This is a genomic window from Terrabacter sp. RAF57, from assembly GCF_052113925.1.
Taxonomy (GTDB): Bacteria; Actinomycetota; Actinomycetes; order Actinomycetales; family Dermatophilaceae; genus Terrabacter.
The window spans coordinates 128,186-152,651 of record NZ_JBFRDT010000005.1 but is presented as its reverse complement, the minus strand read 5'-3'; the positions used below and the strand labels follow the sequence as shown (position 1 = coordinate 152,651).

The following is a 24,466-nucleotide window of genomic DNA, read 5'->3' as shown; positions in this document are numbered from 1 at the left end:
CATCGTCGCGAAGGCGGTTCTCGGCAGAGGCGGCGGCCTCGTCCTGCGCTGAGGCAGGGGTGTCATCTGTCGGCCAGTTCAACGGCTCTCCCGCGGCGACCTCGGCCAGCCTCTGCGAAACCGGGACCACTCCCGTTGGCCTTCGCTTCCTGCGCATGAGCTGCTCCTTCTCGTCGACTGTTGCGGCGGTGATGCGGGCCCAAGTTCAAAGGCCTTCTAGTACGGACAGCTGATGACCCGAGGGCCCAGACTCGATCAGTTAACCCACTCCGTAGCGGCCGATGGTCGATTCCCACGTCCAAGCCGTACGTGAGGACACGTCCCCGATCAGCTCGCCGTCATTGACGCCGCGATCGTCCCATGTGCCGGTGCTGCGCCGCATGCCCGACGGGCGGCAGAAGAGTGCGTTGTGCCTCTAGCCGTTCTCCCTACCGGGTAAGGCTCGCCCAGTTAGGAACGCCTCGTAAGCCTCACGCGCGTCGTCGTCGACGAGAGGCTGCTGGCTCGAATAGCGGCCGTCGGTGCGGTCCCGTTTCGGGCCCGACATCCAGAACTCTTCTCCCGTATCGACGTCGTAGAAGTTCGAGTCCCAGTTGGCCCCCGCGGTCCCGGTGACGCGATGCAGGGTTCTTCCATGTACGTAGGCCGTCCGCCAGGTCCGGGTGAATCGGACCCGCGCAATCCAAGCCGGCCCACGGTCTGTGTTGTGTCCTGTCTTGAGCTGGAGGTACATGATCCGCTCAGGCATCCCAGCAGAGTAGGGGCTTGGAGGTTCTGGCCGCCGCAGAGTTTTCTCCGATCCGCTGGCCCCGGGGAGACGTCCCCGGTGCGGAATGTCCGGACGCCGTCCTACCGGGAGCCATAGGCGCTGAACGTGACCACGGACTACGCCCAGGCCGGCATCGAGACGACTTGATAGGCGAGGCCCTGTCGGGCCGGCCAACGGGAGACAGGCTGCTGGACCGGAGCGGCCTGCTCGCGAGTGGCTGACACCGACGTCATGGCAGGCACCGTTGGCGGCATGACCTCTGTAGCAGTCAGTGCCCGACGTGCGCCGCGCACGGTAGGCCGGCGTGAGTTGAGCCGCGCGCCCGAAGTCGACATGCTCGCCCCATGACAAGTGGTGGACACGCGGTCGGGGCGCGCGTCGGGTACGCGCACGGTTCGCTCCTTGTTCAGCGTTGGGTGGAGCTGCAGCTCGGAGGGCCCGTCACCGACATCGTCGACTGTGTCGGCGGCTTGTCGCCCGGGCCGGCGGCGCGGGTACGCACGGCGAACGGCGCCGCAGCATTCGTCAAGGCGTGCGGCACCACCCTGAATCCGAAGACTCCTGACCTGTTGCGAGCCGAGGCGAGGGTGCTTGGCGCGTTTCCCCGACACGCGTGTCTGCCGCAGCTGCTCGACGTGTACGACGACGGGGACTGGGTGGCCCTGCTCGTCGAGGACCTCCCCGGAGCGCCGCCACCCGCACCGTGGCATCGCGACGACCTCATCCGGGTCAGCGATGCCCTTCGGGAGGTCAGGTCCGTGCTGGACGCCGTGCAGATCGGCGGCCTTGTGTCGGCCCAGGACTCCTCACCCATCTTCCTGACTCGATGGCGCGAGCTGGAAGGCCGGCTGGACCTGCTCGATCCCTGGTGGTCCCGACATCACGACGAGTTGGCTTCTCATGCGCAGCGGGCTGGTGCCGTGATCGCCGGGGACGCGGTGGTGCACTGGGATATCCGAGCCGACAACGTCGTCCAGACAGTCGACCGGGTGGTGCTCGTGGACTGGGGACAGGCCAGACGCGCGGCCGCTTGGCTGGACCACGCGATGCTCGCGCTGGACTGTTCGATGACGGGAAGTGAGGTGTCGACCGCTGAGCTGGCTCGCACCGACCAGACGCTGCGCGACCGCGACCCTGGTGACCTTCTGTCCCTCGCGTCGGCGGCCGCGATGTCGTTCGCGTCACGGTCGACCGAGCCTGCGCCGCAGAATCTGCCGACCTTGCCCGGGATCAGTGCGCGCTGGGCCGAGGGACTGCGGCCCTTCCTGACGGACGCACTCCTCGCACATCGCTGATGTGGGTCGCCGGTCCATGCCCCGGCCGCCCACGCGGAACGGCCGTCACCAACGGAGGCTTGCTCTCGAGTGGCTGCCACTGGCACCTCGAGGCACGCCATCAGCGGCATGTGCGGACGTGCCGGCCAGGTTAGGTGATGGTGAGCTCGACGCTTTGAGCGGTGAACTGGAGCGTGCTCGAAAGTAGGTCGATTTGAACGTAGTTGGGACGATCGAAACCGAGGTCAGTGATCTGTCCGCCAGGCAGGTCATCTGGGTCGGGGCCTGTCTGGTCGCCCTTCCACTGCAGTATCGCGACGCGGCGGAAGAGTAGATGAATAGTCGCTCCATCAGGAAGCTCTGCGGGAGCGTGCTCTGGCGCCTCGTAGACGAATGTCATCTCGATCTGGGCAGGGCTTGGATCGAATGTGATTCGTGAGCAGAGGGTGTCGCCCATGTGGATCAACACGTTGTCAGCGGTCCAGAACTCGTACAGGCCTGACTCTGGGACCGACTGTCCAGGGGCAGTGCTGAAGCCGTGGAACGAGACAGGTTCGCCAGGTGGGGAGGGCTCGGGGACGTCGAGGGTTATCCGCTTCCTTCGGAACACTCCGGAAAGGTACTTCACCCGTCGCTCTAGCAGCGGCAAATTCGGACGTCGCGGTCGTCGCGGCATCAGCGGTCAGTGCTCGTGCTGATCCATCGCCGTCTCTACCGCGACGAAACCTCCGAGTCGGGTCGTGCGCGGCCACGGGGGTGTCTCGGACTTCCGGGTCCAGCTGAGGTGAACGATCGCAAATGTGCCGTCCGAGGCGCGATAGACCACCGAGTCACAGCCTTCACATTTCGCGATGGCGGCCAGCGTGAGCCCGTGCAGCTCGTGGCCGGAAGCGATCTCCGTCGCTGCCTCATCTTCGAAGGCTCGAGCGGGTTCGCCGTCTACTCGAAGCCACGGCTCCCGGAAGTCGGACGATGTCATGGGCGCAGGGTCCCACGTTTGCCTAGGCCTTCCAGTCCCTAGAACCGCGCGGGGAGCGGCATGAGGGTGCGTGCGGGGCTGTGGTCGAGGCAGATGGGGCCTTGAAATCGCGGCCAGCATGGTCGAGCGGCCTCCGACGAGCAGCAGCGTCGGCTCCTGGGCCGATACTGAAGGAGTGAGTCCAACGGTGATGGGTGTGCTCCTCGCAGTCTTGGCCGTTGGAGCCGTCAGCCTTTGGGTGCTCGAGGATGCTCAGTCCCAGATGGAGCGCAACCGACCCGTCGTCGCGACCATAGGCGACCTCACGATTGACAGGCCCCAGGTGTGGGCAGCCCTTTGCCTACTGGCTGTAGTGCTGTTCCTGCCGCTCTACCTCGTGGCCCGAAGTGCCAACTAGCGGCATGAGCGGACCGTTGCGGCAGCCCAACAGACGGCGATGTGGGGCGGGTCCGGCTCGACCACCCTGGCCGATGTCGCTTCATTGACTCCGCGTTGGGCGGGTAGGCGGGCCCGTCAGCGCGGCCTCTGCTGAGGGCGCGACCTCGAGGTACGGGTCCGTGATCGACCGCAACCTGGCGAGCGTATCCACGAGGGCATCGGTCCTCTTCGCGCCCAGGTGCGCAAGCCATTCCTGCTCGACTTCGAGTTGGGCAGCCCGGGCCAGGGCGATGACCGCTCGTCCCTTTGATGTGAAGCGGATGAGCCGGGCGCGGGCGTCGGTTGGGTCGGCGACCCGCTGGACGTAGCCGCCCTCTTGGAGCTGGTCCACCAGATAGAGAGCGGTTGGTTTGGTGACCTGAGCGGACTCGGCGAGTTGGGTCAGACGCGAGCCCTCGTCGTTGATCCGCTGGGCCATTCGCGCCTGAGCCAACGTTATGGGGTGGCCTCCCTCGTGCACGGCGCGGAGAATGCGCTGCTCCATGTGGCGGTAGGGGATGAAGAGCAAGACACCCAGGCTCGGATCAGTCACGGAATCCTCTTGTGGAGGGGAACGGGCAGGTGAGAATGTAGTTCGAGGCTCTAACTATATCTGGAGGCCGGCATGGATGAGGTCATGTGGATGGCGGTCGAGAACGAGCGGCTCGGGCTCGCCTCGATGCTGGAAGAGCTGACCCCCGCGCAGTGGGAAACCCCCTCCCTGTGCTCGGGCTGGCGGGTGCGCGACGTGGCTGCTCACGTGGCCATGACGCCGACCGCACCCACCATGGCGACGTTGCTCGGCCAGCTGGCGCGCGCCAAGGGCAATCTGTGGGCTGCGGGCGCACAGATCGCCATCGACCACGCACGCCGACCCACCGCTCAGATCGTGGAGCAGCTGCGCCGCGACGCCGCGGCTCGGACCATGCCACTGATCACCAACGCCAACAACCTGCTCATGGACGCACTCGTGCACGGCCAGGACATCGCAATCCCCCTCGGAATCTCCCGGCCGATGCCACTCGAGGCCGCCAGCGCGGCCTTCGCCCGGGTATGGGGCATGGGATGGCCCTTCCACGCCCAGCGTCGCCTCGCTGGCGTGACGCTGGTGGCGACCGACGCCAACATCGTCGTTGGGGATGGGCCGACCCTGGAGGGCGACCTCGCAGCGTTGCTGCTCCTGATGACCGGCCGCACAACCGCAGCGCTCCCGCGGCTACGAGGCGCCGGCCTACAGCAGGTGTCGCAGTGAGCCACGACAGCAGCCGCGACCTGCGCCGCGCCCGGTTCGTTCTGCTCACCACCTTTCGCTCGTCCGGGCAACCGGTCTCGACACCGGTCTGGGTCGTCCAAGACCGCGACCACCTGGCCGTCCTCACCAACCTGGACTCCGCCAAGGTTCGCCGGCTCCGGCGCGACGCCTCCATCACCCTCGTGCCGTGCAGCCCGCAGGGCAAGCCGACGCCGTCCGCCCACCCCGTCCGCGGACGCGCCAACGTCGTCACCGATCCCCAGGCAGTCAAACGGGTCTGGGGGCTGGTCCGACGCAAGTACGCCCTGGAGCACGCTGTACTCCGCGTGCTAGGACTCTTGCGTCCAGCGTGGAGACGCTGGGACGGGCCACAGGCAGTGCTCCACCTCGACCTGGCCCCACCGAAGTGACCCGCACGCCGATGTCTGCCTATGCCGACACTCGCGCCGACCGCAAGCAAGCCTCAATGCCAAGGACCTTCGTAAGCCAGTGAGCCGCTCGCGAAGGGTAGGACGCTTCAGGTGACCGCGAGTCGCTCCGGGCATCGGGGCGCTAGCAACGCCGACGACGCCCAAGCCGCACCACAAGGAAAGAGATCGAAAATGTACGGAGTCACTAGCACGATGCGAGCCCCGGTCGGGACATACGACGGAATGCACGCGGAGATGATCAAAAGGGTAGGCATCGCTATCGACGGCCTGCTCGTCCACATTGGTCGCGCTCACCCCGACGGTTTCGAGGTGCTGGAGATCTGGGAGTCGAAGGAGCAGTACGACCGCGCCAACGTCGACATAGTCTTCCCCTTATTGAGTGAACTCTTGGGCGACGCGCCCGATCCCTCGATGGTCCCGCAGACGACGGTCCTCGACGTCCGCGGTCTCGTCATCCCCCGCGGAGACATCCTCCTCTGACCGCAGTCGCCGTGTACCGCCCGACGAGATTAGCTCCAGCGACTCGACAGTGGGCCATGACCCACCAGCCACTGATCGCCAGCGTTCTCCGCTTTCACGACCGAACGCTCGGGGTAGCCCCTTCTCGGTGTGGAACGTCCGACCATCGGCATGTGGGTGAAACTCCGACCGCGGACTCTCGACGCAGCGGGCGCTCCGCTGTTTCAGATCGTGGTCTCATTCGCGGTCTCGTTCGCGCTGGTCCGGCGTGCGTCGGGACAGTTCATCCCGGGAGCCCCTGAGCACGCGATCACTCTCGGGAACCACGGCGAACGGTGGGTCCCAGAGCTCGAAAGCGTGTGTGGGGGTAACTCCACCGTGGGTTCAAATCCCACCGCCACCGCCAAGATGACTCAGGACCCCGACGTGCTTTTCGTCGGGGTCCTGAGTCATCTTGATAGGAAGCCGCGGGGTGGGGAGGAGCGAGGGAGGCGCCGAGGGTTGAGGCGCCTGCCCTCAGCTCGGGTCCGCCGTGTCGGCCTCCGCCTCGGCGATGAGCGCCTGGATCTCCGCTTCCGCCACGGCGACCGCGAAGCCGAGCGCCCGGGTGATGCCCGCTGCGCCGGCCAGCACCCGGGGCGTCCCGACGATGGGGGCGACCGCCACCAGGACTCCTTGCACGTCCTCCACGGTGATGCCGACCTCGGCAGCCGCGGCGGCGTTCATCAGGTATGACGCGTCTGGGGCACCGACCGAGACGAGGGCCGCAAGCCGGGCGAGCATGTGTTCGCGCGCCCCGAGTCCGCCCTCCACGAGAGAGACCGCGGTCATGTCGGCCAGGCAGTCAAGGACGGGTGTGTTCTCGGACATGTGTGTCTCCTGTACGGATGGCTATGGTGCGGCGGGGTGCCACGGGTGCCACTCTCGTCATGGCCACCGCAGGCCGCATCACCCGGAACAGGTGAGGAACCCGTCGAACGCGAGGGGTGGCGGACCGGTTGCGGCAACCCGATCTGACTCTGCGCCACCGCCGGGCCGCGGCCGAGACGGGCCACTGGCAGGATGAGCGCCATGACCACGGACGTCCCGCTCAGCGTGCGCACCCCCTCCCCCCTGGGCGAGTTCCTTCGCGCGCGCCGGCACGAGCTCGCCCCGGAGGAGGTCGGCATCAAGCGGGCCAAGGGTCGGCGCCGGGTGGGTCTGAGCCGCACCGAGGTGGCCGAGCTCGCGAACATCTCCGTCGCGTACTACGACATCATCGAGCGCGGCCGCGACCTGCGCCCGAGCAAGAGCGTCATGGACGGCCTCGCCCGCGCGCTCAAGCTCAACGCCGACGGCCGGTCGCACCTGCACGCGCTCGCGACGGGCACGCCGTCACGTCGGCCGCAGGCGCCGGAGGAGCTGACCGAGGAGCTCGAGGAGCTGCTCGACTCCATCGACCCGAACCCGGCCTACGTCGTCGGCGCTCGCTGGGACGTGCTGGGCGCCAACCACACCGCCTGCCAGCTCTTCACCGACTGGGAGAGCAAGCGGAGCAAGCGCGAGCGCAACCTGCTGTGGTTCTACTGCTGCGACCCGGCGGCCCGGAGCCTCTTCGTCGACTGGGAGCAGGAGGCGGCCGACCAGCTCGCGCTCTTCCGTGAGGCATACGCGCGGCACCCCGACGACCCGTCCTTCAAGCGGATCCTCGACGAGATCTTCAAGACGAACCCGGACACCGTCGAGTGGTGGGAGCGCCACGACAGCGACCCGACCCGGGGACGCACCAAGCGGATCCGTCTCGACACCGGGCAGGTCATCCAGCTGCGCCAGCTCGTCCTGCAGGTGCTCGACGAGCCGGACATCCGGGTCATCAGCTACTTCGCCGATGTCGACGGCGACCTCGACGACGTCGAGTTCGACGCCTGACAACAGCCTGACTCCCGCCTGACCTACAGCCCCCGGGCGCTCGCCAGACGACCGGCGGTGTGGGGTGGTCAGTCGATCGTCTCCGACGGGACGTCGGTCGAGGGACGTGGGACGTCCGTCACCTCGGCGGCGTGCGCCGAGACGATGTACGCGTTGCCCTGCGCGATCTCGTCGGCGACGGCGTCGAGCCACGGCTCGGGCCGACTCCCGAGGCCCTCGGCCTCGATGGCCCGGGTCAGGGCTTCGACGACCTCGGGCTGCGAGCGCCCGCCCTCGCGGACGAGGTCGTTGATGATGGTCTGGAGGCGCGCCTCCCGGGAGCGGGCGACCTCCTCGAGGTCGCGCTCTGTCGGCATGTCCGTCATGAGGATCCCGTTCGGGCGGCCACGAGGGGCAGCGGTGCGTGCCCAGCGGTCGAGGCCGCGTCACCTGCGGCGTACCCGTCCGGGCCGTGGCGTCGGCGGTCTGTCCAAGGTTGGGCGCCAACCGGTGCCGCGCGCCGCGGGCCGGACGGCCGATCCGCTCGTCGACCCCGGGTGATGTCGGGGCCGATCACAGTGCCGCCCGAGCGCGTAGCAGCGGCACGCGAAAGGCGCCCCGACCCACGAGCGGTCGAGGCGCTCCTGCTCGGAGACGGGGGGTCAGCGTTTGCGGGTGCCGAAGATGCTGCGGGTGATCTCCCTGCCGAGGACGGTGCCGGCCGAGCGGAGCATCGACTTGAACGCCGAGCTGCCGGCGACCTGCGCGATGATGCTCGGCTCCTCCTTGGCCGCGCGAGTCGACGCGGGCGGGGTGGCCGGGGCGGCGGGTGCCGGCGCGGGGGCCGCCGGCGTCGCGGGAGCCGCCTGCAACCGGGCCGTCAGCTTCTCGTAGGCCGACTCGCGGTCGACGACGTCGGCATACTTCGTCTTGAGCTGCGACGCCGCGATGACGGCGTCCATCGTCGCGGGCGACGAGGGGTCCATGAGGGAGTTCGGGGCCTTCATCCGGGTCCACGCGACGGGCGTCGGCACGCCCTTGTCGGACAGCACGGTGACGACGGCCTCGCCGATGCCGAGGCTCGTGAGGAGCTTCTCCATGTCGTAGGCCGTGTGCGGGTAGGTCGCGATCGCCTGCTTGAGCGCCTTGGCGTCGTCGGGGGTGAAGGCGCGCAGGGCGTGCTGGACGCGGTTGCCGAGCTGGGCGAGCACGCCCGACGGGACGTCCTTGGGCGACTGCGTCACGAAGAAGACGCCGATGCCCTTGGAGCGGATGAGCCGGACCGTCTGCTCGATGGCCTGCAGGAAGGCTTTGCTCGCGTCGTTGAAGAGCAGGTGCGCCTCGTCGAAGAAGAAGACGAGCTTCGGCTTGTCGACGTCGCCCTCCTCGGGCAGGTCGTGGAAGAGGTCGGCGAGCATCCACATGAGGAAGGTCGAGAAGAGCTGCGGTCGGTCCTGCACCTGGGGCAGCTCGAGGCAGGAGATGATCCCCTTGCCGTCGGGTGCGGTGCGCAGCAGGTCGCTCGTCTCGAACTCGGGCTCGCCGAAGAAGGCCCCGGCGCCCTGGTCCTCGAAGGTGATGAGGTTGCGCAGGATGACGCCCGCCGTCGCGCTCGAGAGGCCGCCGAGGTCCTTGAGGTCGGCCTTGCCCTCGTCGGAGGTCAGGTGACTGATGACCGCCCGGAGGTCCTTGAGGTCGAGGAGCGCTAGACCGTTCTTGTCGGCGTAGTGGAAGATCAGCCCGAGGCTGCTCTCCTGCGTGTCGTTGAGCCCGAGGACCTTGCTGAGCAGGGTCGGGCCGAAGCCCGTGATCGTGGCGCGGATCGCGATGCCGTCACCCTTGCCGCCGAGCGAGTAGAACTCGGTGGGGTATGCCGTCGCCGTCCACGGCATACCGACGTCGGCCGCGCGGCTGGTGATCTTGTCGCCGCCCTCGCCGGGCGTCGCGAGACCCGACAGGTCACCCTTCATGTCGGCGAGGAAGACCGGGACGCCCTGGTCGGCCAGCTGCTCGGCCATGAGCTGGAGCGTCTTCGTCTTGCCGGTGCCGGTCGCGCCCGCGACGAGGCCGTGGCGGTTGAGGACGCTGAGCGGGATCTGCACCGGGGCGTCAGCGTGGGCCTGGCCGTCGACGACCGCGGCGCCGAGCTTGAGCACCTCGCCCTCGAACGCGTAGCCGGCCCGGATCTCGTCGATCTGGCTGGTGTCTCCCGTGCCGCCCGTCTGAGGGGCTCCTGAGCCTGCAGTCTCGGTCACGGTTCGAACTCTAGTGGCCGGTCGTCCACGTTCGACGCCTATGCTGACCCGGTGATTTTCAAGGCCGTCGGCGACTCGCGCCCGTACCCAGACCATGGACTCGAGACGACCAAGGACTGGTCGAACGTCCCGCCTCGGGTGGTGCAGCTCGGCGAGCTCATCACGACCAAGAGCACGCTCGACCTGCGCGGACTCCTCGCTGACGACTCGACGTTCTACGGGGACCTCTTCCCGCACTGCGTCGAGTGGGAGGGCGAGCTCTACCTCGAGGACGGGCTGCACCGGGCACTGCGCGCCGCGCTGCAGCAGCGTCCTGTCCTTCACGCCCGAGTCCTCGTACTCTCCTGACACGGGCCCGCCCGACCAGGGGCGACGACGGACGAAGGAGCGGTGATGTCGCAGGTCGCTGACAAGGACGACCGCACCTACCGGGTGCGGCGTCAGCGCCGGTCGACGATCGTGATCGCGGTCGTCCTGCTGAGCATGGCGGGCGCGTTCTACTACGCCTCGACCTACTTCCGCGACACGACCCCGACACCGGGACCGTGCACGACGGAGGTGCCCGTCGCACCACTGCGCCCGGCCGACGTCAGCCTCAACGTCTACAACTCGACGACGCGCAACGGGCTCGCCGCGGCCGTCGCCAAGGTCGCCGACACCCGTGGCTTCAAGGTCAAGGCCGTCGGCAACGACCCGAAGGACGCGGGCGTCAAGCAGGTCGCGCAGATCCGTTTCGGACCCGAGGGTGCCGCGTCGGCACGTCTCGTCAAGGCGCACGTGCCGCAGGCCGTCTACCTCAACGACAAGCGCAAGGGCGACACCGTCGACCTCGTCGTGGGCGCGGCCTGGAAGAGCTTCGGGAAGGTGCCCGTCGTCGCGACGCCCACCCAGACGCTGCGCCAGTGCCCCACGATCACCGTCCAGCCGTGACACGAGCGTGAGCATGCCATCCGGTGCGGACCGCGCCGGACGGCATACTCACGCGGTGCTGCCCGTCGGGACGTCTCAGGGGGTGTAGGGCACGCGCTTCCACGACAGCACGTGCGCGGCGCCGGGACGGTTCACGGTGACCTCGAGGAAGTCCGTGTTGTTGCTCGAGCCGTCGACCGTGACGCGCGTGAGGTTGTCCGCCGAGCCCTGCACGCCGTAGAAGTCGAGCCACCTCGAGCCGGAGGCGAGCGGGCGGTCGGAGTTGTAGACGTGGCTGTCGCCGTTGAAGAGGTAGACCTCGCCGTCGAAGGCGTTCGACTGCGCGACGAGCTCGCCGACGAGCGGCTGGAAGGCCGAGTTGTCGGCCCAGGTCACGGCGTACGTCGGGTCGAACATGTCGGCCTGGAGGAAGAGCGCGACGGCGCGGTCGTGGTGCTGCCGGGCTCCGGCGAAGGCCGAACGGACCTGTGCCACGGCGTTGTCCGTGCGGGCCCGCTCCTCGGCGACCTGCTGCGCCGTGGGGGAGGTGAAACCCAGCTCGGGCCAGGGGAGCAGGCCGTTGTTGCTGCCGACGACGTGCAGGGTCGCGATGTCGACGCCCTGGCGCCGGAACGAGACGTTCTCGGGGAAGCCGGCGGCCGCCTGCGACGCGACGGTCATGTCGGCGCCGAGGGTGTGGCCTGCGCGGGGGAAGAAGGTCGACCGGACGGCGGCGAGGCGCTCGAGGGGGTCGTACGTGCCGTTGTTGGTGCGGTGGCAGTCGGTCCACTCGTTGTCGCCCGGGGTGTAGACGAGCGGCGTGGTGAAGCGGTCGAACTGGGTGCGGATCATCGAGAAGTACTCGTTCGTGCAGCGCGACGAGCCGTTCTTGATGTCGCCGACGTGGACGGTGAAGGAGAGGTCCGGGGTGGCGTTGACCTGGTCGACCCATTTCGGGAAGGCCGCGACCTGGGCGTCGCCGTAGGGCACGTCGCCGATGACGGCGAAGCGGTAGTGGCCGTCCTTGCGCTGACCGGGGGCATCTGCGGCGGAAGCCGCCGTGGCAGCGGGCAGGACGACGAGTGCGGCGGCGATGGCCGCCAGGGCTGGGGTGCGAGAAAGATGCATGACTGCTGTTCTCCCGCACCGTCGTCGAACGGCGCCACCACCAAAGCGTGAACGTCAGGCGTCGCGAGGCTGGGAGGTCGCTGGGACCCGCCGTCAGAGCTGGACCAGCGTGGCGACCATGAGCGCCTTGATCGTGTGCATCCGGTTCTCGGCCTGGTCGAAGACGACCGAGGCGTCGGACTCGAAGACGTCGTCGGTGACCTCGAGCTCCTTGAGCCCGAACTGCTCGTGCACGTCCTTGCCGACCTGCGTCTCGAGATCGTGGAAGGCCGGCAGGCAGTGCATGAACTTGACGCGCGGATTGCCTGTCAGCGCAAGCATCTCCGCGTTGACCTGGTAGGGCGTCAGCAGCTCGATGCGGTCAGCCCAGACCTCCTTCGGCTCACCCATCGACACCCACACGTCCGTGTGGACGAAGTCGACGCCCTGCACACCCTCCGCCACGTCCTCGGTGAGGGTGATGCGGGCACCGGTCTCGGCGGCATACCTCCTCGCGACGGCGACGACGGCGTCGGACGGCCACAGCGACTGCGGGGCCACGATGCGCACGTCCATGCCGAGCAGGGCCCCGGTGACGAGCAGCGAGTTGCCCATGTTGAAGCGGGCGTCACCGACGTAGGCGTAGGCGATCTGCTCGTCGCGCTTGCCGGCGTGCTCACGCATCGTCAGCGCGTCGCAGAGCGACTGGGTCGGGTGCCAGTCGTCGGTGAGGCCGTTCCAGACCGGCACCCCCGCGAAGGCGCCGAGGGTCTCGATGACGTCGTGACCGGCTCCGCGGTACTCGATGCCGTCGTAGAAGCGGCCGAGCACGCGGGCGGTGTCCTTGGCCGACTCCTTGTGGCCCATCTGCGAGCCGACCGGGTCGAGATAGGTCGTGCTGGCGCCCTGGTCGGCCGCGGCCACCTCGAACGCGCAGCGGGTGCGCGTCGAGGTCTTGGCGAAGAGCAGGGCGATGTTCTTGCCGCTGAGGCGTCGCTCCTCGCGGCCCTCGCGCTTGGCGGCCTTGAGCTCGGCGGCGAGGTCGAGCAGCGCCCGGAACTCGTCGGGCGTCAGGTCGATCTCCTTGAGCAGGTTGCGGCGGTGGAGTGCGGCGAGGGACATGCACGTGATGGTTTCAGGCGCGGTCGCCGTGCGGCAATCCGGTCTCAGGGAGCCGGTCGGCGTCGCAGCAGCCCGAGCCGCCAGCGGACCTGCTCGACGAGCGCCCGCAGCTGGAGCGGGACGAGGACGCGGGGGCCCTCGCCGACGCAGAAGACGACGTCGTCGAACCGGTGGATGCCGGGACGGTGCGCGACGGTGCGGAAAGCGTCGCGGGCGCTGCGCAGCTGCGCCGCGGTCATGAACGGTGACGGCTCGTCGGGCTGGTAGCGCGAGCCGAGCGGGTAGTCGCGACCGGGCCGCCGGGTCATCTCGACGTGGCAGCCGAGGACGTGCGTGACGGTGCGCTCCGCGGCGAAGGTGACGAGGCGGTCGAGGCTGTCGAGGAGGGCGTCGGAGTCCTGGACGTAGATGCGGCCCGGGTAGACCGTGTCGCCCGTGTGGAGCAGCCCGGTGGTCGGGTCGAGGACCGCGATCGAGGCCGCGTGGTGACCCGGGATGCCGAAGACCTCGAGGGGACGGCCACCGAGGTCGAGCGTCGCGACCTCGGTCGGCCACTCGGTGATGCCGAAGAAGGCGCACACGCTCGCGACGTCGTGGCCGACGACGGTCGTGCGTGGCCGGTCGGCGAAGGCTGCGTCGCCGGCGACGTGGTCGCCGTGGCCGTGCGTGTGGGCGACGACGAGCTCGTACGCGTCGTGGTCGTACGCGTCCGGCGGGGTATGCGCGTCCGGCCGGGTCTGCGCGGCGAGGTGGTCCGCGACGAGGCGGTCCACCGTCTGTCGAAGGGCGGCGCCCTCCACCGCCCCGGTGTCGAGGAGCAGCGCGCGGCGCTCGCCGAGGAGCAGCAGGATGAACGGCGCCTCGTAGGTGAGGTCCTTGCTCTGCCGGATCAGGACGGTGCCGGGGGCGAGGTGGTGCACCTGGATTGGCGGGTCGTGTCGTCGCCTCGGGGACGGTGCGCCGTGGATCCAGGTGACGTCGGTGTCGAGGGCGACCGGCGTGGGAGGGGCCATGCGGTGATTGTGCACCGGGGTCGTGCAGGGTGCCCGGGGAGGCCGATTTCTTGTGCGGGGTCCGCCTCCGGTAACCTGCGCGACGGAGGATTCGCATAGTGGCCTAGTGCGCACGATTGGAAATCGTGTTGGGATAAAACCCTCGGGGGTTCAAATCCCCCATCCTCCGCCGACAGCAACGGCCCCCATCGCGCTCAGCGCAGTGGGGGCCGTTTGCCGTCTGCGGGGGCGTCCGGGGCCGGGAGCAGCCGGCGGCTGCCTCCCACGGTGTCGGTGGGGCACGGCAGACTGCACCGGTGAGCTCGACCAGTGCCGCCCGACCGCCGCTGACCTCGTTCTGGCACGACCTGCCGCGCGAGGGCAAGCTGCTCATCTCGACCGTCGTCTTCCAGTCGATGGGCACGGGTCTCGTCCTGCCGTTCATGGTCGTCTACCTCCACGAGGTGCGTGGCATCCCGCTCGAGACCGTGGGCCTGCTCCTCGCGCTCCAGGCGGGCGTCGGCATCGTGCTCGTGGCGCCGGCCGGGGCGCTCATCGACCGCATCGGGCCGCGGCGGGTCTACGCGAGCAGCCTCGTGGCGCTGCTCCTCGCCGACATCGTGCTGGCGCTCGCCACGACGACGGGGCAGGCCGCCCTCGCGCTCGTCCTCATGGGCTACGGCTTCGGCATCGTCTGGCCGGCGTCGAGCGCGCTCATCGGCAACCTCATCCCGACCGAGCAGCGGCAGCGCTACTTCGGCATCAACTTCACCTTGCTCAACCTCGGCATCGGCATCGGCGGCATCGTCGGTGGGCGCTTCGTCGACGTGTCGCGGCCGGGCACGTTCGTCACGGTCTACCTGCTCGACGCCGTCAGCTACGTGCCGGCACTCGTCATCCTCCTCGGCCCGCTGCGCCGTGCCCGCGACCGGGTCGCGCGGCCGGCCGACGAGGCGACCGGCAGCGTGTCCTACGTCGCGCTGCTGCGTGACCCCCGGCTGCGGGCCCTGCTGCTCCTCGTCGGCGTCGCCGCGCTCGTCAGCTACCCGCAGCTCAACGCCGGCATGCCGGCCTTCGCGCGGGCCCTGGGGCAGGTCTCGACCGAGGGGCTCGGCTACGCGTTCGCGGCCAACACCGTCGTCATCGTGCTGCTCCAGCTCGTCGTGCTCCAGCGCATCGAGGGGCGACGTCGCACCCGGGTCGCCGTCGTCATGGCGTTCACGTGGATGGTGGCCTGGTCGCTGCTCGGCGCAACGGCGCTCGTGCCGGGCACGGTCGCGGCCACCGTGCTGCTCTGCGCCTGTGCCGGGGTGTTCGGTCTCGGCGAGACGATGCTCCAGCCGACGAGCGCCGCGATGGTCAACGACCTCGCGCCCGACCACCTCCGGGGTCGCTACAACGCGCTCAGCTCGCTCATGTTCTCGATCGCCTTCGTCGTCGGGCCGGTCGTCGCGAGCTTCCTCATCGGGCGAGGCCTGGGTCCGGTCTACATCGGTTTCCTCGTCGGCGGGTGCGCCCTGCTCGCCGTCATCTCGCTCGTCGTCGAGCGTCGGCTGCCCCCGCACGTCAACGGAGTCCGAGAGGTCGAGCAGGCGCCGACCGCGAGCCCGGCCACGGCTGGAGGGGCGATTTCCGGCTGACGTCGGGGGCGGCATACACTGGCCGTCGGCACCCCGCGTGGTGGTACCTCTCCGAACTCCCCCAGGGCAGGAATGCAGCAAGGGTAGGAGAGCTCTTCCAGGTACGCGGGGTGTCCCTTTTCCCCTCCGCGCGGTGGCGGGCCTCCGGTCAGGCCGGGGGAGCGGTGGTCGTGCCGACCCGGAGCTGCACCGGCTGGATCACGCTCCGGGGCCGAGTGCCGTCGAGGCGTTTGCGCACGAGCGTCCCAAGGATCCGGCCCTTCTCGCGGCCCTGCTGGTCCATCGTCGTGATCCGGTGCGGCAGCCACGGGAGGTCGACGCCGTCGAACCCGGTGACGCTGAGGTCGTCGGGAACCTTCAGGCCGAGCTCCTCGGCGGCGACGATGACTCCGGCCGCGATGACGTCCGACTGGGTGACGATGGCGGTCGGACGCTCGTGCTCGGGCACGTCGAGCAGCGACCGGCCCGCGATCCGGCCGCCCTCGAACGATGACCCGTCCCCGGTCTGGACCGCGGCGGCATCCGCGCCGAAGACGTCACGGAAGCCGAGCAGGCGCCCCACGCTCGGCACGTTGGCCTCGCCCGGCCGCACCTCCGCGTCGGGGACCGGACCGGCCGTGCTCGTCGGCAGCATCGGCATGGCGACGTGGGCGACCCGGCGGTGCCCGAGCGAGCGCACGTGCTCGGCGATGGCGATGCCTGCGGCGCGCTCGTCGACGCGGACCTGGGTGATGCGCCGGTCGCCCGGCACACCGGTGCTGAACATCGGGATGCCGCGGGCCGCGAGGTGCTCGACGGCAGGGTTCTCGCCGGGTCCGCAGAGCGAGAAGACGACCGCGTCGAGCGCGAGCGGCGCGAGCTGCGGGACGACGGATTCGCCTGAGCCGGCGGGTTGCCCGATGAGCAGCATGCCCGTGGGAACGGTCTCGAGCACCTCGGCGAGGCCGTCGAGGACGGCGATGGCGAAGGGGTCGCGAAAGGCCATTCGCAGGCGACCCTCGACGAGGACGCCGATGGCGCCCGAGCGGCCCTGGCGCAGTGACGACGCGAGCGGGTTGGGCCCGGTGAAGCCGAGCTCGGTCGCGGCGGCACGGACGCGGTCGCCCGTGGCCTCCGCGACCGGACCCTTGCCGCTGAAGACGAGGGAGGCCGTCGACACCGAGACGCCCGCGCGCTCGGCGACGTCGCGCAGCGTCGGACGGGCTTGACCTCGGGTGACCATGGGAGGCATGCTATCGAAACGTTTCGAGTCGAATCGATTCGAAACGCTCGAGGGTTCGGTCTCACCGGGGCGACCCTCGTCCCGAACCATCGCCAGACCGTCGTCGAGGTGGTCGGCCGCACGGACGGCCGGCCTGCTTCACCCCCCTCGCTTCACGCCCCCCGCGTCGGTCGTCCCTTGAGAGGCTTGCTCCATGTCCGCCGTCAGTGCCCCGCCGGCCGCCGTCGTCCGCACGGCCCGCGCCGCCGTCTTCACGGCCTTCGCGATCAACGGGGCGGCCTTCGCGGCCTTCGCCTCACGAGTGCCGGACATCAAGCACGAGCTCGGGCTCTCGGCCGGACAGCTCGGCCTGACCCTGCTCGCCGCCTCGCTCGGCTCGGTCATCGGCCTCCCGCTGTCCGGCTGGATCGTGCACCGCCTCGGTGCGGCCCGCACCCTGATGGGCGCCGCCGTCGTCCAGAGCCTCGGTCTGCTCGGCGTCGGCCTCGGTGTCGACGTCGCCCACAACCGTGCCGTCGTCATGGCGGGCCTCGTGCTCGTCGGCATCGGCACCGGGGTCTTCGACGTGGGGATGAACCTCGAGGGCGCCGAGGTCGAGCGCTTCCTCGGCCGCGCGATCATGCCGCACTTCCACGCGGCCTTCAGCGGTGGCACGGTCGTGAGCGCCCTCATCGGTGCGGGCCTGTCGTTCCTCCACGTCCCGGTCGCCGTGCACCTCGCCGGCGTCGTCGTGCTGCTGCTCGCCGTGACCCCGTGGTTCCTGCGCGCCTTCCTGCCCCGCTCGGTCGAGACCGACGAGACGGGCGCCGAGGTGCGCTCGGAGGCGGGGATCGGTGCGGCCTGGCGCGAGCCGCGCACCCTGCTCATCGGCGTCGTCGTCCTCGCCGCCGCGTTCACCGAGGGCACCGCCAACGACTGGGTCGCGGTGGCGCTCTCGGACGGCTACGGCCTCGAGCGCTGGGTGGGCGTCGTCGGCTTCGCGGTCTTCCTCACGGCGATGACGGCCGGCCGACTGCTCGGCACCCGCGTGCTCGACGAGCGCGGCCGCGTGCCGGTGCTCCGCGTCCTTTTCGTGTCGGCCGTCGTCGGCTGCCTCCTCGTCGTCTACGGCGGTCCGGTGCTCGCCTTCGTCGGCGCCGCGATCTGGGGTGTCGGGGCGAGCCTCGGCTTCCCCGTCGGCATGAGCGCCGCGGCCGACGACCCGAGGCGTGCCGCCGCCCGGATGAGCGTCGTCTCGACGATCGGCTACACCGCGTTCCTCGCCGGGCCGCCGCTGCTCGGCTTCCTCGGCGACCACGTCGGCGTGCTGCACTCGCTGCTCGTCGTCGGCGCCATGGCGGTCGTCGCCCTCGTGGCCATCCCCGCCGTCCGCGAGCCCGACCGAGCCACCACCACCGCCTCGACCACCGCCTCGACCACCGCCTCGACCACCGACTGACCGCCTGCCCGTCACCACTCGAGTGAGCGCCAAGTCCCACTCGAGTGAGCGCCCGCTCCCACTCGAGTGGCCGCGTGGCCCAGCGGTCGCACCGGTCCCAGTCCCCGGTGTGACGACGGGGCCACTCGACGGGGTCAGCCTGCTGTCAGAAGTACTCGGTGATGAAGGGCTGGCAGGCGAAGACGGCGTCGAGGGCGGCATCGCCGTCGGGGCTGCCCCCGGTCGCGAGCTCGGCCTGGCGCAGGCGCGACACGGACCAGCCGCACCACAGTGCCGCCAGCCCGCGCGCCTCGACCCGCAGCGCGTTCGAGGTGATCGCGTCAGCCGCGTCAGTGCCGGCATCACCTCGAACCGGGGCGTCGTCGGTGCGTGTCGCGGTGCCACGCCCGTCGCGGACCGACAGGCGCCACCGACCGGTGTTGGCGGGCGCCTCGGTGTCGTCGACGACCAGGTCGGCCTCGACCGAGAGGTGCCGACCGAAGCCTCGCCCGGCGAAGGCAGCCCCCAGGTCGACGACCCGGCCCATCCACGGGATCTGCTGGACCTCCACCGTCGGCAGCCCGCCCAGCGCGAGCGTCACCGGGTCGCGCGGGTCGAGGAAGGTGTGCACCGTCGGCGCGGCGGACGAGCCCGATCCGACGACGCCCCACAGCGTCGCCGCTGCCTCGGGGGTCGTCGCGACGAGATCCCTGACCGTGACGGCCTGCTCGGACAGGTCGTAGACGACGAAGCCGCCGTCGACGACGTAGGCGATGAGCTCGTCGCGCTCGAGCATCCCGGTGAGTGCCGCCACCGAGCGCACCATCGGTCCGCTGACCCCGTGCCGGGCGTTCGAGGCGCGGGCGAGGTCGTGCATCTGCTGCGCGTCACTCGGCACCGCGGGGCGCAGGCCGGTCGACCCAGCCCGCCCGGCGCGCGTGGCGCCGAGGTCGCGGAGGTGGTGGGCGGCATACGTCATCCGGGTCTGCACGCCCCCGATCTCGTAGCCGGTGCGGCGGTACAGGGTCGCCGTGGTCGGGAAGAGGCACGACACGACGTCGCCGAGCTCGCTCATCCTCGTGATGAGGGCGCGGGTCAGGGTCGTCGCGACGCCCCGGCCGCGGGCGCTCGGCTCGACGTAGACGCCGGCGACGCCGCCCATCCGCAGGTGCTGTCCGCCCCACGCCTGCTCGTAGGGTCGGATCCGGCCCGCGCCGATGACCTGGTCGGACTCGTCGACGACCGCGATCATCCGGCCACCGAGGGTCTCGGCCGAGACGCGCTGCCACCACACGTCGCCGCCGGTGCCGAGCGGACCGAACGACCGGTTGCGGATGGCCAGGACGGCGGGGAGGTCGGCGTCGACGACGTCACGCGTGCGCAGCTCGCTCATGGCCCCGAACCTAACGAGTGGTCACCGCCGACCGCGAACGGGTTGTCGCTCAGGCGCGGTGCAGGTAGGTCAGCCGGCGCACCTTCGAGACCGCCCAGGCGAGCACGGCGTAGACGAGCCAGCTCACGACCGAGAGCCACGTGTAGCTGGCGGCCTTGGTCAGCACCGCGACGAGCGAGCCGAGCACGACGACGGTGAGGGCCGGCACGGCGTACCAGGCGATGACCATCTGGGGACGCAGCATGAAGGTGGGGGAGCCGCGGAAGGCCGCCAGCACGTTGCCGGCGACGACGAGCACGAGGATCAGCCACAGCGACAGCGGCGCACTGGCCGGCAGCGACCCGAGGGCACCGGCGACGGCGACCCAGCCGCCGAGCACCAGGAGCGTCAGGGCGGTGGGGACCGTCACGTGGGCCACGGCCTCGGTCAGCTCGCCGGTGCCGAGGAGGGAGGGAGTGCCGACGTTGTCGGCCTGCAGGCGCAACCCCTCCGCCCAGGCGCCGAAGCCGAGGTAGAGCGGCAGCAGGCCGATCGTCGCCGCGATGCTCGGGGCCGCCGGTTGCGTAAACGCCCACGTGACGATCGCGCCGCCCAGGAGCGTGAGGCCGAGGCCCGAGAGGAACGCGCCCGGCGTGCGCCGCAGGCCGATGACGTCGCGGCGGACGAGCACGCCGAAGGGTCGGCCCGGGCGGAGTCGCGCGGAGCGACCGTGGCGGACCGGGCGGGTCAGCGCGAGGCGCGCGGTGCGCAGGTTGCCCGTGAGGGCGGACCCGGCCATCGTCGAGGTGTTGGCCGAGTGGGCCCGCAGCGACTCGGCGTGCAGCTCGCGCAGGGCATCGGGCACGCGCCAGAGCAGGCTGAGACCGCGGTCCGGGCCGGGCCAGGAGCGCACCTGCGACCAGAGCCAGAGGCGCGTGGCGAGGACACCGAGCGCGGTGCCGACAGCCGTGGTCACGATGATCGTCACCGGGCCGGCCAGGTGCGCGAAGGCCAGGCCGGCCCCGATGGTCAGCCCGCTGAGCGCCCCGATGAACAGGCCCCCGACGGCGGCGTAGCGCCACCACCGACGCAAGGCCAGGGCCCGGTCGAGCGGCACGGGGAGCACGAGGTCGATCCAGGGCATGGGCGGCACGACCGGGCCCCGGAAGCGGCCGGCGAAGACCACCGCTCCGAGCAGCGCCGCGACGGACGCGACGAGCAGCGCGATCGCCTCGGGCGAGCTCAGCTGGTCACCGAGCGAGGAGGCATCGGACGTGCGGAACACGGCCTGGACGATCGGGAGGCCGTAGACGAGCGCGCCGAGGAAGAGGACGTAGCCGGCATACAGCCCCTGCTGCCGGGCCTTGCGCGCGGCCTCGCCACCGATGACCCAGTCGGCCTGGCCGAGGAGGTCGTGGTCGTCGTAGTCGACCTCGGCCGGTGCCGTGACGTCACGTGCCGAGCGGTCGTATGCCGTCTCGCCGGGCGTCCGGGTCGCCGCCGGCTCCGCCGTCGGCTCGGGGGTCGTGGGTGCGGGGGTCGCGGGTGCGGGAGTCGTGGGTGCAGGGGTCGTGGGTGCAGGTGCGGCCTTTCTGCGGGCCGGCTGCTTGCGCTTGCTCATCGGCGGTCCGTGGTCAGCGCGCCGGGACGATGTCGACCACGCGGGTCGCGAGGGTGGCCGTCAGCTCGGGGTCGTGACAGGCCATGACCACCGTGCCGCCGGACTCGGTGCGCTCGCGGATCAGCTCGGCGACGACCTGGCGCTTGCCGGTGTCGAGCCGCTGCTCGGGCTCGTCGAGGAGCACGACGCTGGCGGGGCGCGAGAACGTCAGCGCGAGCCGGAAGAGCTGCTCCTGACCCGACGACAGCTCGTGCGGGAAGCGGTCGTCGAGGTGGGCGATGCCGAGGCGGTCGAGGAGGGCGAGGCTGCGGTCGTCGGACGTGGCCGGGTCACCACCCCACGTCGAGTCGATGAGGACGAGGTGGTCGACGAGGGTCAGGTCCCGGTAGGTCGTCGGCGCGCCGAGCAGGGCGGCGACGGCGGCGCGGACCGTCCGGTCGCGCTCGTCGGCCTCGCGGCCGCCGATGGTCGCGGTTCCCGTGCTGGGCACGAGCAGCCCGCCGATGATCCGGAGCAGGGTCGTCTTGCCCGAGCCGTTGGGACCCCGGAGCACGATGCACTCGCCGGGGTCGGCGCTGACGTCGGTCGGCAGCAGCAGGGTCGTCTCGTCGATCGTCTTGCCGACGCCCTCCGCACGGACCTCACCGGTCAGCACTGCGACCGCACCCATCTGCTTCCATCCCTTCGTCGACCCGGTCGAGCTGTCGGAAGCCACCGTATGCCGCCCGGCTCGGAATGCCCTGACCGGGAGGAGGTACCCACGAGCCGTGAGGGGCGACGTCGGGCGCCGGGTCAGCCCTGCGTGCCGACGGGCGGGCCCAGGAGCAGGGCGGCGCCGGTCAGCGCGAGCACCGCGACGACGCCGACACCCACGGCGACCAACGGCCGGGAGAGCAGGGCGGCGACGAGGCGTTCGGCCGGAGTGGCCGGCGTGTCGCCGCCGCGGCCGAGGCGCCAGCCGCCGTCGAGGCGCCCGCGACGCTCGAGGCGTCGCTCCCACCACACGGTGAGGAACGGCGGCACCGCGCTGAGCAGGCCGAGCAGACCCTCTCGGGCGGTCCAGCGCTGGTTGACCCAGAGCAGGAGCGTGACGAGGCAGAACGCGATGAAGACGACGCCGTGCACGAGTCCGAAGACCCTGACCCCCAGCTCGGTCGTGTGGGTCACGTACTTGAGGACCATCCCGAGCAGGAGCAGCGCCCACGTCACCACCTCCGCGAGGGCGATCCGGCGGTAGAGGGAACGAGGGGTCATGCGGAGATCTCCTACATCGTGTCGTACTGGAGCGCCCAGTGTGCCAAACGCCCGGACGGCTTCCGCGGGCACCCCGACGGATGAGCCCCGCGTTCCTCCGGCACAGGGGTATGCCGTCGCGGCCGGGCGCGACGGCATACCTCGGGCGGCGCGTCCTGGGTCAGCGCCGCGCCGCCCTCTCGGACAGGACGACGCGGACGCTCGTGCCGATGATCCAGACGTCGATGAGGGTCTGCGCGGCGAAGAGGTTCGAGACCTGCGGGTTGCCCGTGACCGCCAGCAGTGGTGCGGCGACAGCGAAACCGAGACCCCCGACGACGCCGAGGACGGCGAGGATCCGGGCGGGCCACGTCGCTGCCGCCCGTGCGACCGCGACGGCGAGCAGGGCCGCAGACACGCCGACGAGCGGGGTCGTGAAGGTCGAGAGCGCCAGATGGGTGTCGACCATCGGGGTCGCGCCGCCGGCCTCGAGCGCATCGTGCTCACCGCCGGCGAGCAGGTGCGGCACGAACTCCGGCGTCGCGACGGCCCAGGCGACGATCGTCCCGGTGAGCCACGGCCGGACCCCGGCCGGGAAGGCGTCGTGGCGCCGGAGCAGGACGAGGCCGACCAGTGTCGTCAGCATGCCCGCGAGGAGCACGGCGTGTGCGGGCAGCCAGACCGGGGACCCGATGAGCGCGAGAAGGCACTCGTGCATCGAACCCGACGTCTCGTGCGGGTGCATCGTCCCGCCGACGGCGAGCAGGGCTCCACCGACGCCGAAGACCACGGCGGCGCGACGCGCGAGGCGGGATGGGGCGGACGTGCGCTCCGACGCGGGGGTGGTGTTGGTCTCGGCCGCGCGGCCCGCGAGTGCCTCGCCGACCGTCCCGCCCACGAGGGCGCTCATCGCGTGGCCTCGAGGGTGTTGTGGGTGACGGCGATCTGCCAGGTCTCGCCGACGCGGACGAGGACCGAGGTCGAGGTGGCGGCGTGGATGCCGGCCAGTGGACCGCTCGGGACGTCCAGGGTGTTGCGCGACGTCGCGACGATGACGTCGTCGGCGAGGTGGCGTGCGTCCACGAGCTCCATCCGGTTCGTGCTGCCGGCGTAGATGGTCGCGAAGATCCCCGCGTGTCCGCCGGCGATGGCGTCGCGTCCTCGGTGGTGCTCGCCGCGGATGTTCACGAAGGCCGCGTCCGCGGCATAGGGCGCGCCGAAGCCCTGGCCGTCGCCGGCGTTCCAGGCCGACTCGAGGCGCCGCAGGACGGCGGCCGCCGTGTCGGCGGCGGACGTGTCGGCGCCGGCCCTGTTGGTGGCGGCGGTGTGCGGCGCGGCCTCGGTGGCGGACGGGTCCAGCTGGGTCGTGCTCATGGTGCTCTCCTTTGAGTGAGTCGCTCATGATTGAGTGAGCAATACTCAGTCAATATAGAACCGCTCAACCGAGCTGTACAGTGGTTTCCGTGAAGAGCTCCGAGCCCGCCCCTCGCGCCTACCACTCCTCCCTTCGCGAGGAGCAGGCCGAGCAGACGAAGCAACGCATCGCACGGGCCGCCCGGCAGCGCTTCGTCGAGTCGGGGTGGGCGGGCACGAGCGTGCGCTCGGTCGCGGCGGATGCCGGCGTCTCCGAGGCCACGGTCTATGCGGTCTACGGCACCAAGGCGGGGCTCGCGACCTCCCTCGTCGAGAGCGGTGAGCTGGATGCCGGGGTCGAGCAGGTCGCCCGCGAGATCGACGCGGCGCAGGGTGACCCGAGAGGGCAGCTCGCTGCGTTCATCCGGTTCGACCGGCGACTCTTCGAGCGCGGTGGGGACGGCCTGCGGCTCACCGTCGAGGGTGGGCGCAACGAGCCCGCGCTCGCCGCGGCGTACGAGCAGGGGCGGGCCCGCGGTGACGCGAACCGGCGCGGGCTGTTCGCCTCGTGGCCGAGCGGGGCGCTGCGCGACGGACTCACGCTGGACCGGGCCCTCGACGTCTACGCGACGGTGTGCTCGATCCAGACCTTCGACATCGCGACGCGCGAGCGCGGCTGGTCCGTCGACGAGGTCGAGCAGTGGTGGGTCGAGACGCTCACCGAGCTGCTGCTCGCCTGAGCCGCACCGCCCTCG

27 protein-coding genes, 1 tRNA gene and 1 other RNA gene are annotated in these 24,466 nt (G+C 70.6%); 12 read left to right on the top strand and 17 right to left on the bottom strand.

What is annotated here, in order from left to right; all coding sequences use genetic code 11:
- Positions 1-415: 415 nt before the first annotated feature.
- Complete coding sequence (locus AB4Y83_RS09635) at positions 416-748, bottom strand: hypothetical protein (RefSeq protein WP_442296704.1); 333 nt, start codon at positions 746-748, stop codon at positions 416-418.
- A 437-nt stretch (positions 749-1,185) separates the two neighbouring features.
- Here AB4Y83_RS09635 and AB4Y83_RS09630 point away from each other — a divergent pair, with 437 nt between their 5' ends.
- Positions 1,186-2,064, top strand: coding sequence for a hypothetical protein (locus tag AB4Y83_RS09630; protein ID WP_442296703.1), 879 nt, complete (start codon positions 1,186-1,188; stop codon positions 2,062-2,064).
- A 130-nt stretch (positions 2,065-2,194) separates the two neighbouring features.
- On the opposite strand, the gene AB4Y83_RS09625 is transcribed toward AB4Y83_RS09630, so the two are convergent.
- From AB4Y83_RS09625 to AB4Y83_RS09615, 3 genes are all read right to left on the bottom strand, one after another.
- A complete protein-coding gene (locus AB4Y83_RS09625) occupies positions 2,195-2,500 on the bottom strand; it encodes a hypothetical protein (RefSeq protein WP_442296702.1) in 306 nt (101 codons plus the stop codon).
- A gap of 225 nt (positions 2,501-2,725) precedes the next feature.
- Complete coding sequence (locus AB4Y83_RS09620) at positions 2,726-3,022, bottom strand: hypothetical protein (protein WP_442296701.1); 297 nt, start codon at positions 3,020-3,022, stop codon at positions 2,726-2,728.
- A gap of 478 nt (positions 3,023-3,500) precedes the next feature.
- Complete coding sequence (locus AB4Y83_RS09615; RefSeq protein ID WP_256796205.1) at positions 3,501-3,992, bottom strand: MarR family winged helix-turn-helix transcriptional regulator; 492 nt, start codon at positions 3,990-3,992, stop codon at positions 3,501-3,503.
- A gap of 72 nt (positions 3,993-4,064) precedes the next feature.
- Here AB4Y83_RS09615 and AB4Y83_RS09610 point away from each other — a divergent pair, with 72 nt between their 5' ends.
- From AB4Y83_RS09610 to AB4Y83_RS09600, 3 genes are all read left to right on the top strand, one after another.
- On the top strand, positions 4,065-4,691 hold the full coding sequence (locus tag AB4Y83_RS09610) for a maleylpyruvate isomerase family mycothiol-dependent enzyme (protein WP_256796206.1): 627 nt from the start codon (positions 4,065-4,067) through the stop codon (positions 4,689-4,691).
- Positions 4,688-5,101, top strand: a complete 414-nt coding sequence (locus tag AB4Y83_RS09605) for a PPOX class F420-dependent oxidoreductase (protein WP_256796207.1) — start codon at positions 4,688-4,690, stop codon at positions 5,099-5,101. Before AB4Y83_RS09610 ends, AB4Y83_RS09605 begins: the two co-directional genes overlap by 4 nt.
- Before the next feature lie 213 nt (positions 5,102-5,314).
- The gene (locus AB4Y83_RS09600; RefSeq protein WP_256796208.1) at positions 5,315-5,602 is read left to right on the top strand and encodes a hypothetical protein; all 288 of its coding nucleotides are present in this window, start codon (positions 5,315-5,317) and stop codon (positions 5,600-5,602) included.
- Between the two features lie 495 nt (positions 5,603-6,097).
- Here the strand turns inward: AB4Y83_RS09600 and AB4Y83_RS09595 are convergent, their stop codons facing one another.
- Positions 6,098-6,451 carry a carboxymuconolactone decarboxylase family protein gene (locus tag AB4Y83_RS09595; protein WP_256795665.1) on the bottom strand — a complete coding sequence of 118 codons (354 nt, stop codon included), beginning with the start codon at positions 6,449-6,451 and terminating at the stop codon, positions 6,098-6,100.
- 201 nt (positions 6,452-6,652) lie between these two features.
- On the opposite strand from AB4Y83_RS09595, the gene AB4Y83_RS09590 reads away from it, so the two are divergent.
- Positions 6,653-7,489 carry a helix-turn-helix transcriptional regulator gene (locus AB4Y83_RS09590; RefSeq protein ID WP_442275697.1) on the top strand — a complete coding sequence of 279 codons (837 nt, stop codon included), beginning with the start codon at positions 6,653-6,655 and terminating at the stop codon, positions 7,487-7,489.
- 68 nt (positions 7,490-7,557) lie between these two features.
- On the opposite strand, the gene AB4Y83_RS09585 is transcribed toward AB4Y83_RS09590, so the two are convergent.
- Both AB4Y83_RS09585 and AB4Y83_RS09580 read right to left on the bottom strand, forming a co-directional pair.
- Positions 7,558-7,845, bottom strand: coding sequence for a hypothetical protein (locus AB4Y83_RS09585; protein WP_442296700.1), 288 nt, complete (start codon positions 7,843-7,845; stop codon positions 7,558-7,560).
- A gap of 285 nt (positions 7,846-8,130) precedes the next feature.
- Complete coding sequence (locus AB4Y83_RS09580) at positions 8,131-9,723, bottom strand: helicase HerA-like domain-containing protein (RefSeq protein WP_442296699.1); 1,593 nt, start codon at positions 9,721-9,723, stop codon at positions 8,131-8,133.
- A 51-nt stretch (positions 9,724-9,774) separates the two neighbouring features.
- Between AB4Y83_RS09580 and AB4Y83_RS09575 the strand changes: the two genes are divergently transcribed.
- Positions 9,775-10,071, top strand: coding sequence for a type II toxin-antitoxin system VapB family antitoxin (locus AB4Y83_RS09575; RefSeq protein ID WP_020145941.1), 297 nt, complete (start codon positions 9,775-9,777; stop codon positions 10,069-10,071).
- Between the two features lie 45 nt (positions 10,072-10,116).
- Complete coding sequence (locus AB4Y83_RS09570; RefSeq protein ID WP_056774151.1) at positions 10,117-10,653, top strand: LytR C-terminal domain-containing protein; 537 nt, start codon at positions 10,117-10,119, stop codon at positions 10,651-10,653.
- Between the two features lie 75 nt (positions 10,654-10,728).
- On the opposite strand, the gene AB4Y83_RS09565 is transcribed toward AB4Y83_RS09570, so the two are convergent.
- The 3 genes from AB4Y83_RS09565 to AB4Y83_RS09555 all read right to left on the bottom strand — a co-directional run bounded on the left by AB4Y83_RS09565 (position 10,729) and on the right by AB4Y83_RS09555 (position 13,874).
- Positions 10,729-11,760, bottom strand: a complete 1,032-nt coding sequence (locus AB4Y83_RS09565; RefSeq protein ID WP_442296698.1) for a metallophosphoesterase — start codon at positions 11,758-11,760, stop codon at positions 10,729-10,731.
- Positions 11,761-11,853: 93 nt separating this feature from the next.
- Complete coding sequence (argF, locus tag AB4Y83_RS09560) at positions 11,854-12,861, bottom strand: ornithine carbamoyltransferase (protein WP_442296697.1); 1,008 nt, start codon at positions 12,859-12,861, stop codon at positions 11,854-11,856.
- Positions 12,862-12,905: 44 nt separating this feature from the next.
- The gene (locus AB4Y83_RS09555) at positions 12,906-13,874 is read right to left on the bottom strand and encodes an MBL fold metallo-hydrolase (protein ID WP_442296696.1); all 969 of its coding nucleotides are present in this window, start codon (positions 13,872-13,874) and stop codon (positions 12,906-12,908) included.
- 84 nt (positions 13,875-13,958) lie between these two features.
- Here AB4Y83_RS09555 and AB4Y83_RS09550 point away from each other — a divergent pair.
- From AB4Y83_RS09550 to ffs, 3 genes are all read left to right on the top strand, one after another.
- Positions 13,959-14,043, top strand: a tRNA-Ser gene (locus AB4Y83_RS09550).
- 127 nt (positions 14,044-14,170) lie between these two features.
- Entirely contained in the window at positions 14,171-15,493 is a 1,323-nt protein-coding gene (locus AB4Y83_RS09545) for an MFS transporter (RefSeq protein WP_442296695.1), read from the top strand.
- 24 nt (positions 15,494-15,517) lie between these two features.
- Positions 15,518-15,614, top strand: an RNA gene (ffs, locus tag AB4Y83_RS09540) — signal recognition particle sRNA small type.
- Positions 15,615-15,641: 27 nt separating this feature from the next.
- Here ffs and AB4Y83_RS09535 read toward each other — a convergent pair.
- Positions 15,642-16,715, bottom strand: coding sequence for a LacI family DNA-binding transcriptional regulator (locus AB4Y83_RS09535; RefSeq protein WP_442296694.1), 1,074 nt, complete (start codon positions 16,713-16,715; stop codon positions 15,642-15,644).
- 193 nt (positions 16,716-16,908) lie between these two features.
- Between AB4Y83_RS09535 and AB4Y83_RS09530 the strand changes: the two genes are divergently transcribed.
- Positions 16,909-18,153 carry an MFS transporter gene (locus tag AB4Y83_RS09530; RefSeq protein ID WP_442296693.1) on the top strand — a complete coding sequence of 415 codons (1,245 nt, stop codon included), beginning with the start codon at positions 16,909-16,911 and terminating at the stop codon, positions 18,151-18,153.
- 145 nt (positions 18,154-18,298) lie between these two features.
- On the opposite strand, the gene AB4Y83_RS09525 is transcribed toward AB4Y83_RS09530, so the two are convergent.
- The 6 genes from AB4Y83_RS09525 to AB4Y83_RS09500 form a co-directional block, all read right to left on the bottom strand.
- Positions 18,299-19,525: a GNAT family N-acetyltransferase gene (locus AB4Y83_RS09525; protein WP_442296692.1), complete on the bottom strand. Its 1,227-nt coding sequence runs from the start codon at positions 19,523-19,525 to the stop codon at positions 18,299-18,301.
- A gap of 49 nt (positions 19,526-19,574) precedes the next feature.
- Entirely contained in the window at positions 19,575-21,125 is a 1,551-nt protein-coding gene (locus AB4Y83_RS09520) for a hypothetical protein (RefSeq protein WP_442296691.1), read from the bottom strand.
- Positions 21,126-21,138: 13 nt separating this feature from the next.
- Positions 21,139-21,795, bottom strand: coding sequence for an ABC transporter ATP-binding protein (locus AB4Y83_RS09515; protein ID WP_020145753.1), 657 nt, complete (start codon positions 21,793-21,795; stop codon positions 21,139-21,141).
- Between the two features lie 122 nt (positions 21,796-21,917).
- The gene (locus AB4Y83_RS09510) at positions 21,918-22,379 is read right to left on the bottom strand and encodes a DUF3817 domain-containing protein (RefSeq protein WP_442296690.1); all 462 of its coding nucleotides are present in this window, start codon (positions 22,377-22,379) and stop codon (positions 21,918-21,920) included.
- 160 nt (positions 22,380-22,539) lie between these two features.
- A complete protein-coding gene (locus tag AB4Y83_RS09505; RefSeq protein WP_442296689.1) occupies positions 22,540-23,268 on the bottom strand; it encodes a hypothetical protein in 729 nt (242 codons plus the stop codon).
- Positions 23,265-23,732 (bottom strand): SgcJ/EcaC family oxidoreductase, encoded by a 468-nt coding sequence (locus tag AB4Y83_RS09500; protein ID WP_442296688.1) that lies wholly within the window; start codon positions 23,730-23,732, stop codon positions 23,265-23,267. Before AB4Y83_RS09500 ends, AB4Y83_RS09505 begins: the two co-directional genes overlap by 4 nt.
- 89 nt (positions 23,733-23,821) lie before the next feature.
- Here AB4Y83_RS09500 and AB4Y83_RS09495 point away from each other — a divergent pair, with 89 nt between their 5' ends.
- Positions 23,822-24,451 (top strand): TetR/AcrR family transcriptional regulator, encoded by a 630-nt coding sequence (locus tag AB4Y83_RS09495; RefSeq protein WP_442296687.1) that lies wholly within the window; start codon positions 23,822-23,824, stop codon positions 24,449-24,451.
- Positions 24,452-24,466 lie beyond the last annotated feature (15 nt).

Coding starts and splice junctions, on each gene's coding strand:
- AB4Y83_RS09635 (WP_442296704.1), bottom strand. CDS start 748: ATGCCTGAGCGGATCATGTACCTCCAGCTCAAGACAGGACACAACACA.
- AB4Y83_RS09625 (WP_442296702.1), bottom strand. CDS start 2,500: ATGGGCGACACCCTCTGCTCACGAATCACATTCGATCCAAGCCCTGCC.
- AB4Y83_RS09620 (WP_442296701.1), bottom strand. CDS start 3,022: ATGACATCGTCCGACTTCCGGGAGCCGTGGCTTCGAGTAGACGGCGAA.
- AB4Y83_RS09610 (WP_256796206.1), top strand. CDS start 4,065: ATGGATGAGGTCATGTGGATGGCGGTCGAGAACGAGCGGCTCGGGCTC.
- AB4Y83_RS09600 (WP_256796208.1), top strand. CDS start 5,315: ATGCGAGCCCCGGTCGGGACATACGACGGAATGCACGCGGAGATGATC.
- AB4Y83_RS09595 (WP_256795665.1), bottom strand. CDS start 6,451: ATGTCCGAGAACACACCCGTCCTTGACTGCCTGGCCGACATGACCGCG.
- AB4Y83_RS09590 (WP_442275697.1), top strand. CDS start 6,653: ATGACCACGGACGTCCCGCTCAGCGTGCGCACCCCCTCCCCCCTGGGC.
- AB4Y83_RS09585 (WP_442296700.1), bottom strand. CDS start 7,845: ATGCCGACAGAGCGCGACCTCGAGGAGGTCGCCCGCTCCCGGGAGGCG.
- AB4Y83_RS09570 (WP_056774151.1), top strand. CDS start 10,117: ATGTCGCAGGTCGCTGACAAGGACGACCGCACCTACCGGGTGCGGCGT.
- AB4Y83_RS09565 (WP_442296698.1), bottom strand. CDS start 11,760: ATGCATCTTTCTCGCACCCCAGCCCTGGCGGCCATCGCCGCCGCACTC.
- argF (WP_442296697.1), bottom strand. CDS start 12,861: ATGTCCCTCGCCGCACTCCACCGCCGCAACCTGCTCAAGGAGATCGAC.
- AB4Y83_RS09555 (WP_442296696.1), bottom strand. CDS start 13,874: ATGGCCCCTCCCACGCCGGTCGCCCTCGACACCGACGTCACCTGGATC.
- AB4Y83_RS09535 (WP_442296694.1), bottom strand. CDS start 16,715: ATGGTCACCCGAGGTCAAGCCCGTCCGACGCTGCGCGACGTCGCCGAG.
- AB4Y83_RS09530 (WP_442296693.1), top strand. CDS start 16,909: ATGTCCGCCGTCAGTGCCCCGCCGGCCGCCGTCGTCCGCACGGCCCGC.
- AB4Y83_RS09525 (WP_442296692.1), bottom strand. CDS start 19,525: ATGAGCGAGCTGCGCACGCGTGACGTCGTCGACGCCGACCTCCCCGCC.
- AB4Y83_RS09520 (WP_442296691.1), bottom strand. CDS start 21,125: ATGAGCAAGCGCAAGCAGCCGGCCCGCAGAAAGGCCGCACCTGCACCC.
- AB4Y83_RS09515 (WP_020145753.1), bottom strand. CDS start 21,795: ATGGGTGCGGTCGCAGTGCTGACCGGTGAGGTCCGTGCGGAGGGCGTC.
- AB4Y83_RS09510 (WP_442296690.1), bottom strand. CDS start 22,379: ATGACCCCTCGTTCCCTCTACCGCCGGATCGCCCTCGCGGAGGTGGTG.
- AB4Y83_RS09505 (WP_442296689.1), bottom strand. CDS start 23,268: ATGAGCGCCCTCGTGGGCGGGACGGTCGGCGAGGCACTCGCGGGCCGC.
- AB4Y83_RS09500 (WP_442296688.1), bottom strand. CDS start 23,732: ATGAGCACGACCCAGCTGGACCCGTCCGCCACCGAGGCCGCGCCGCAC.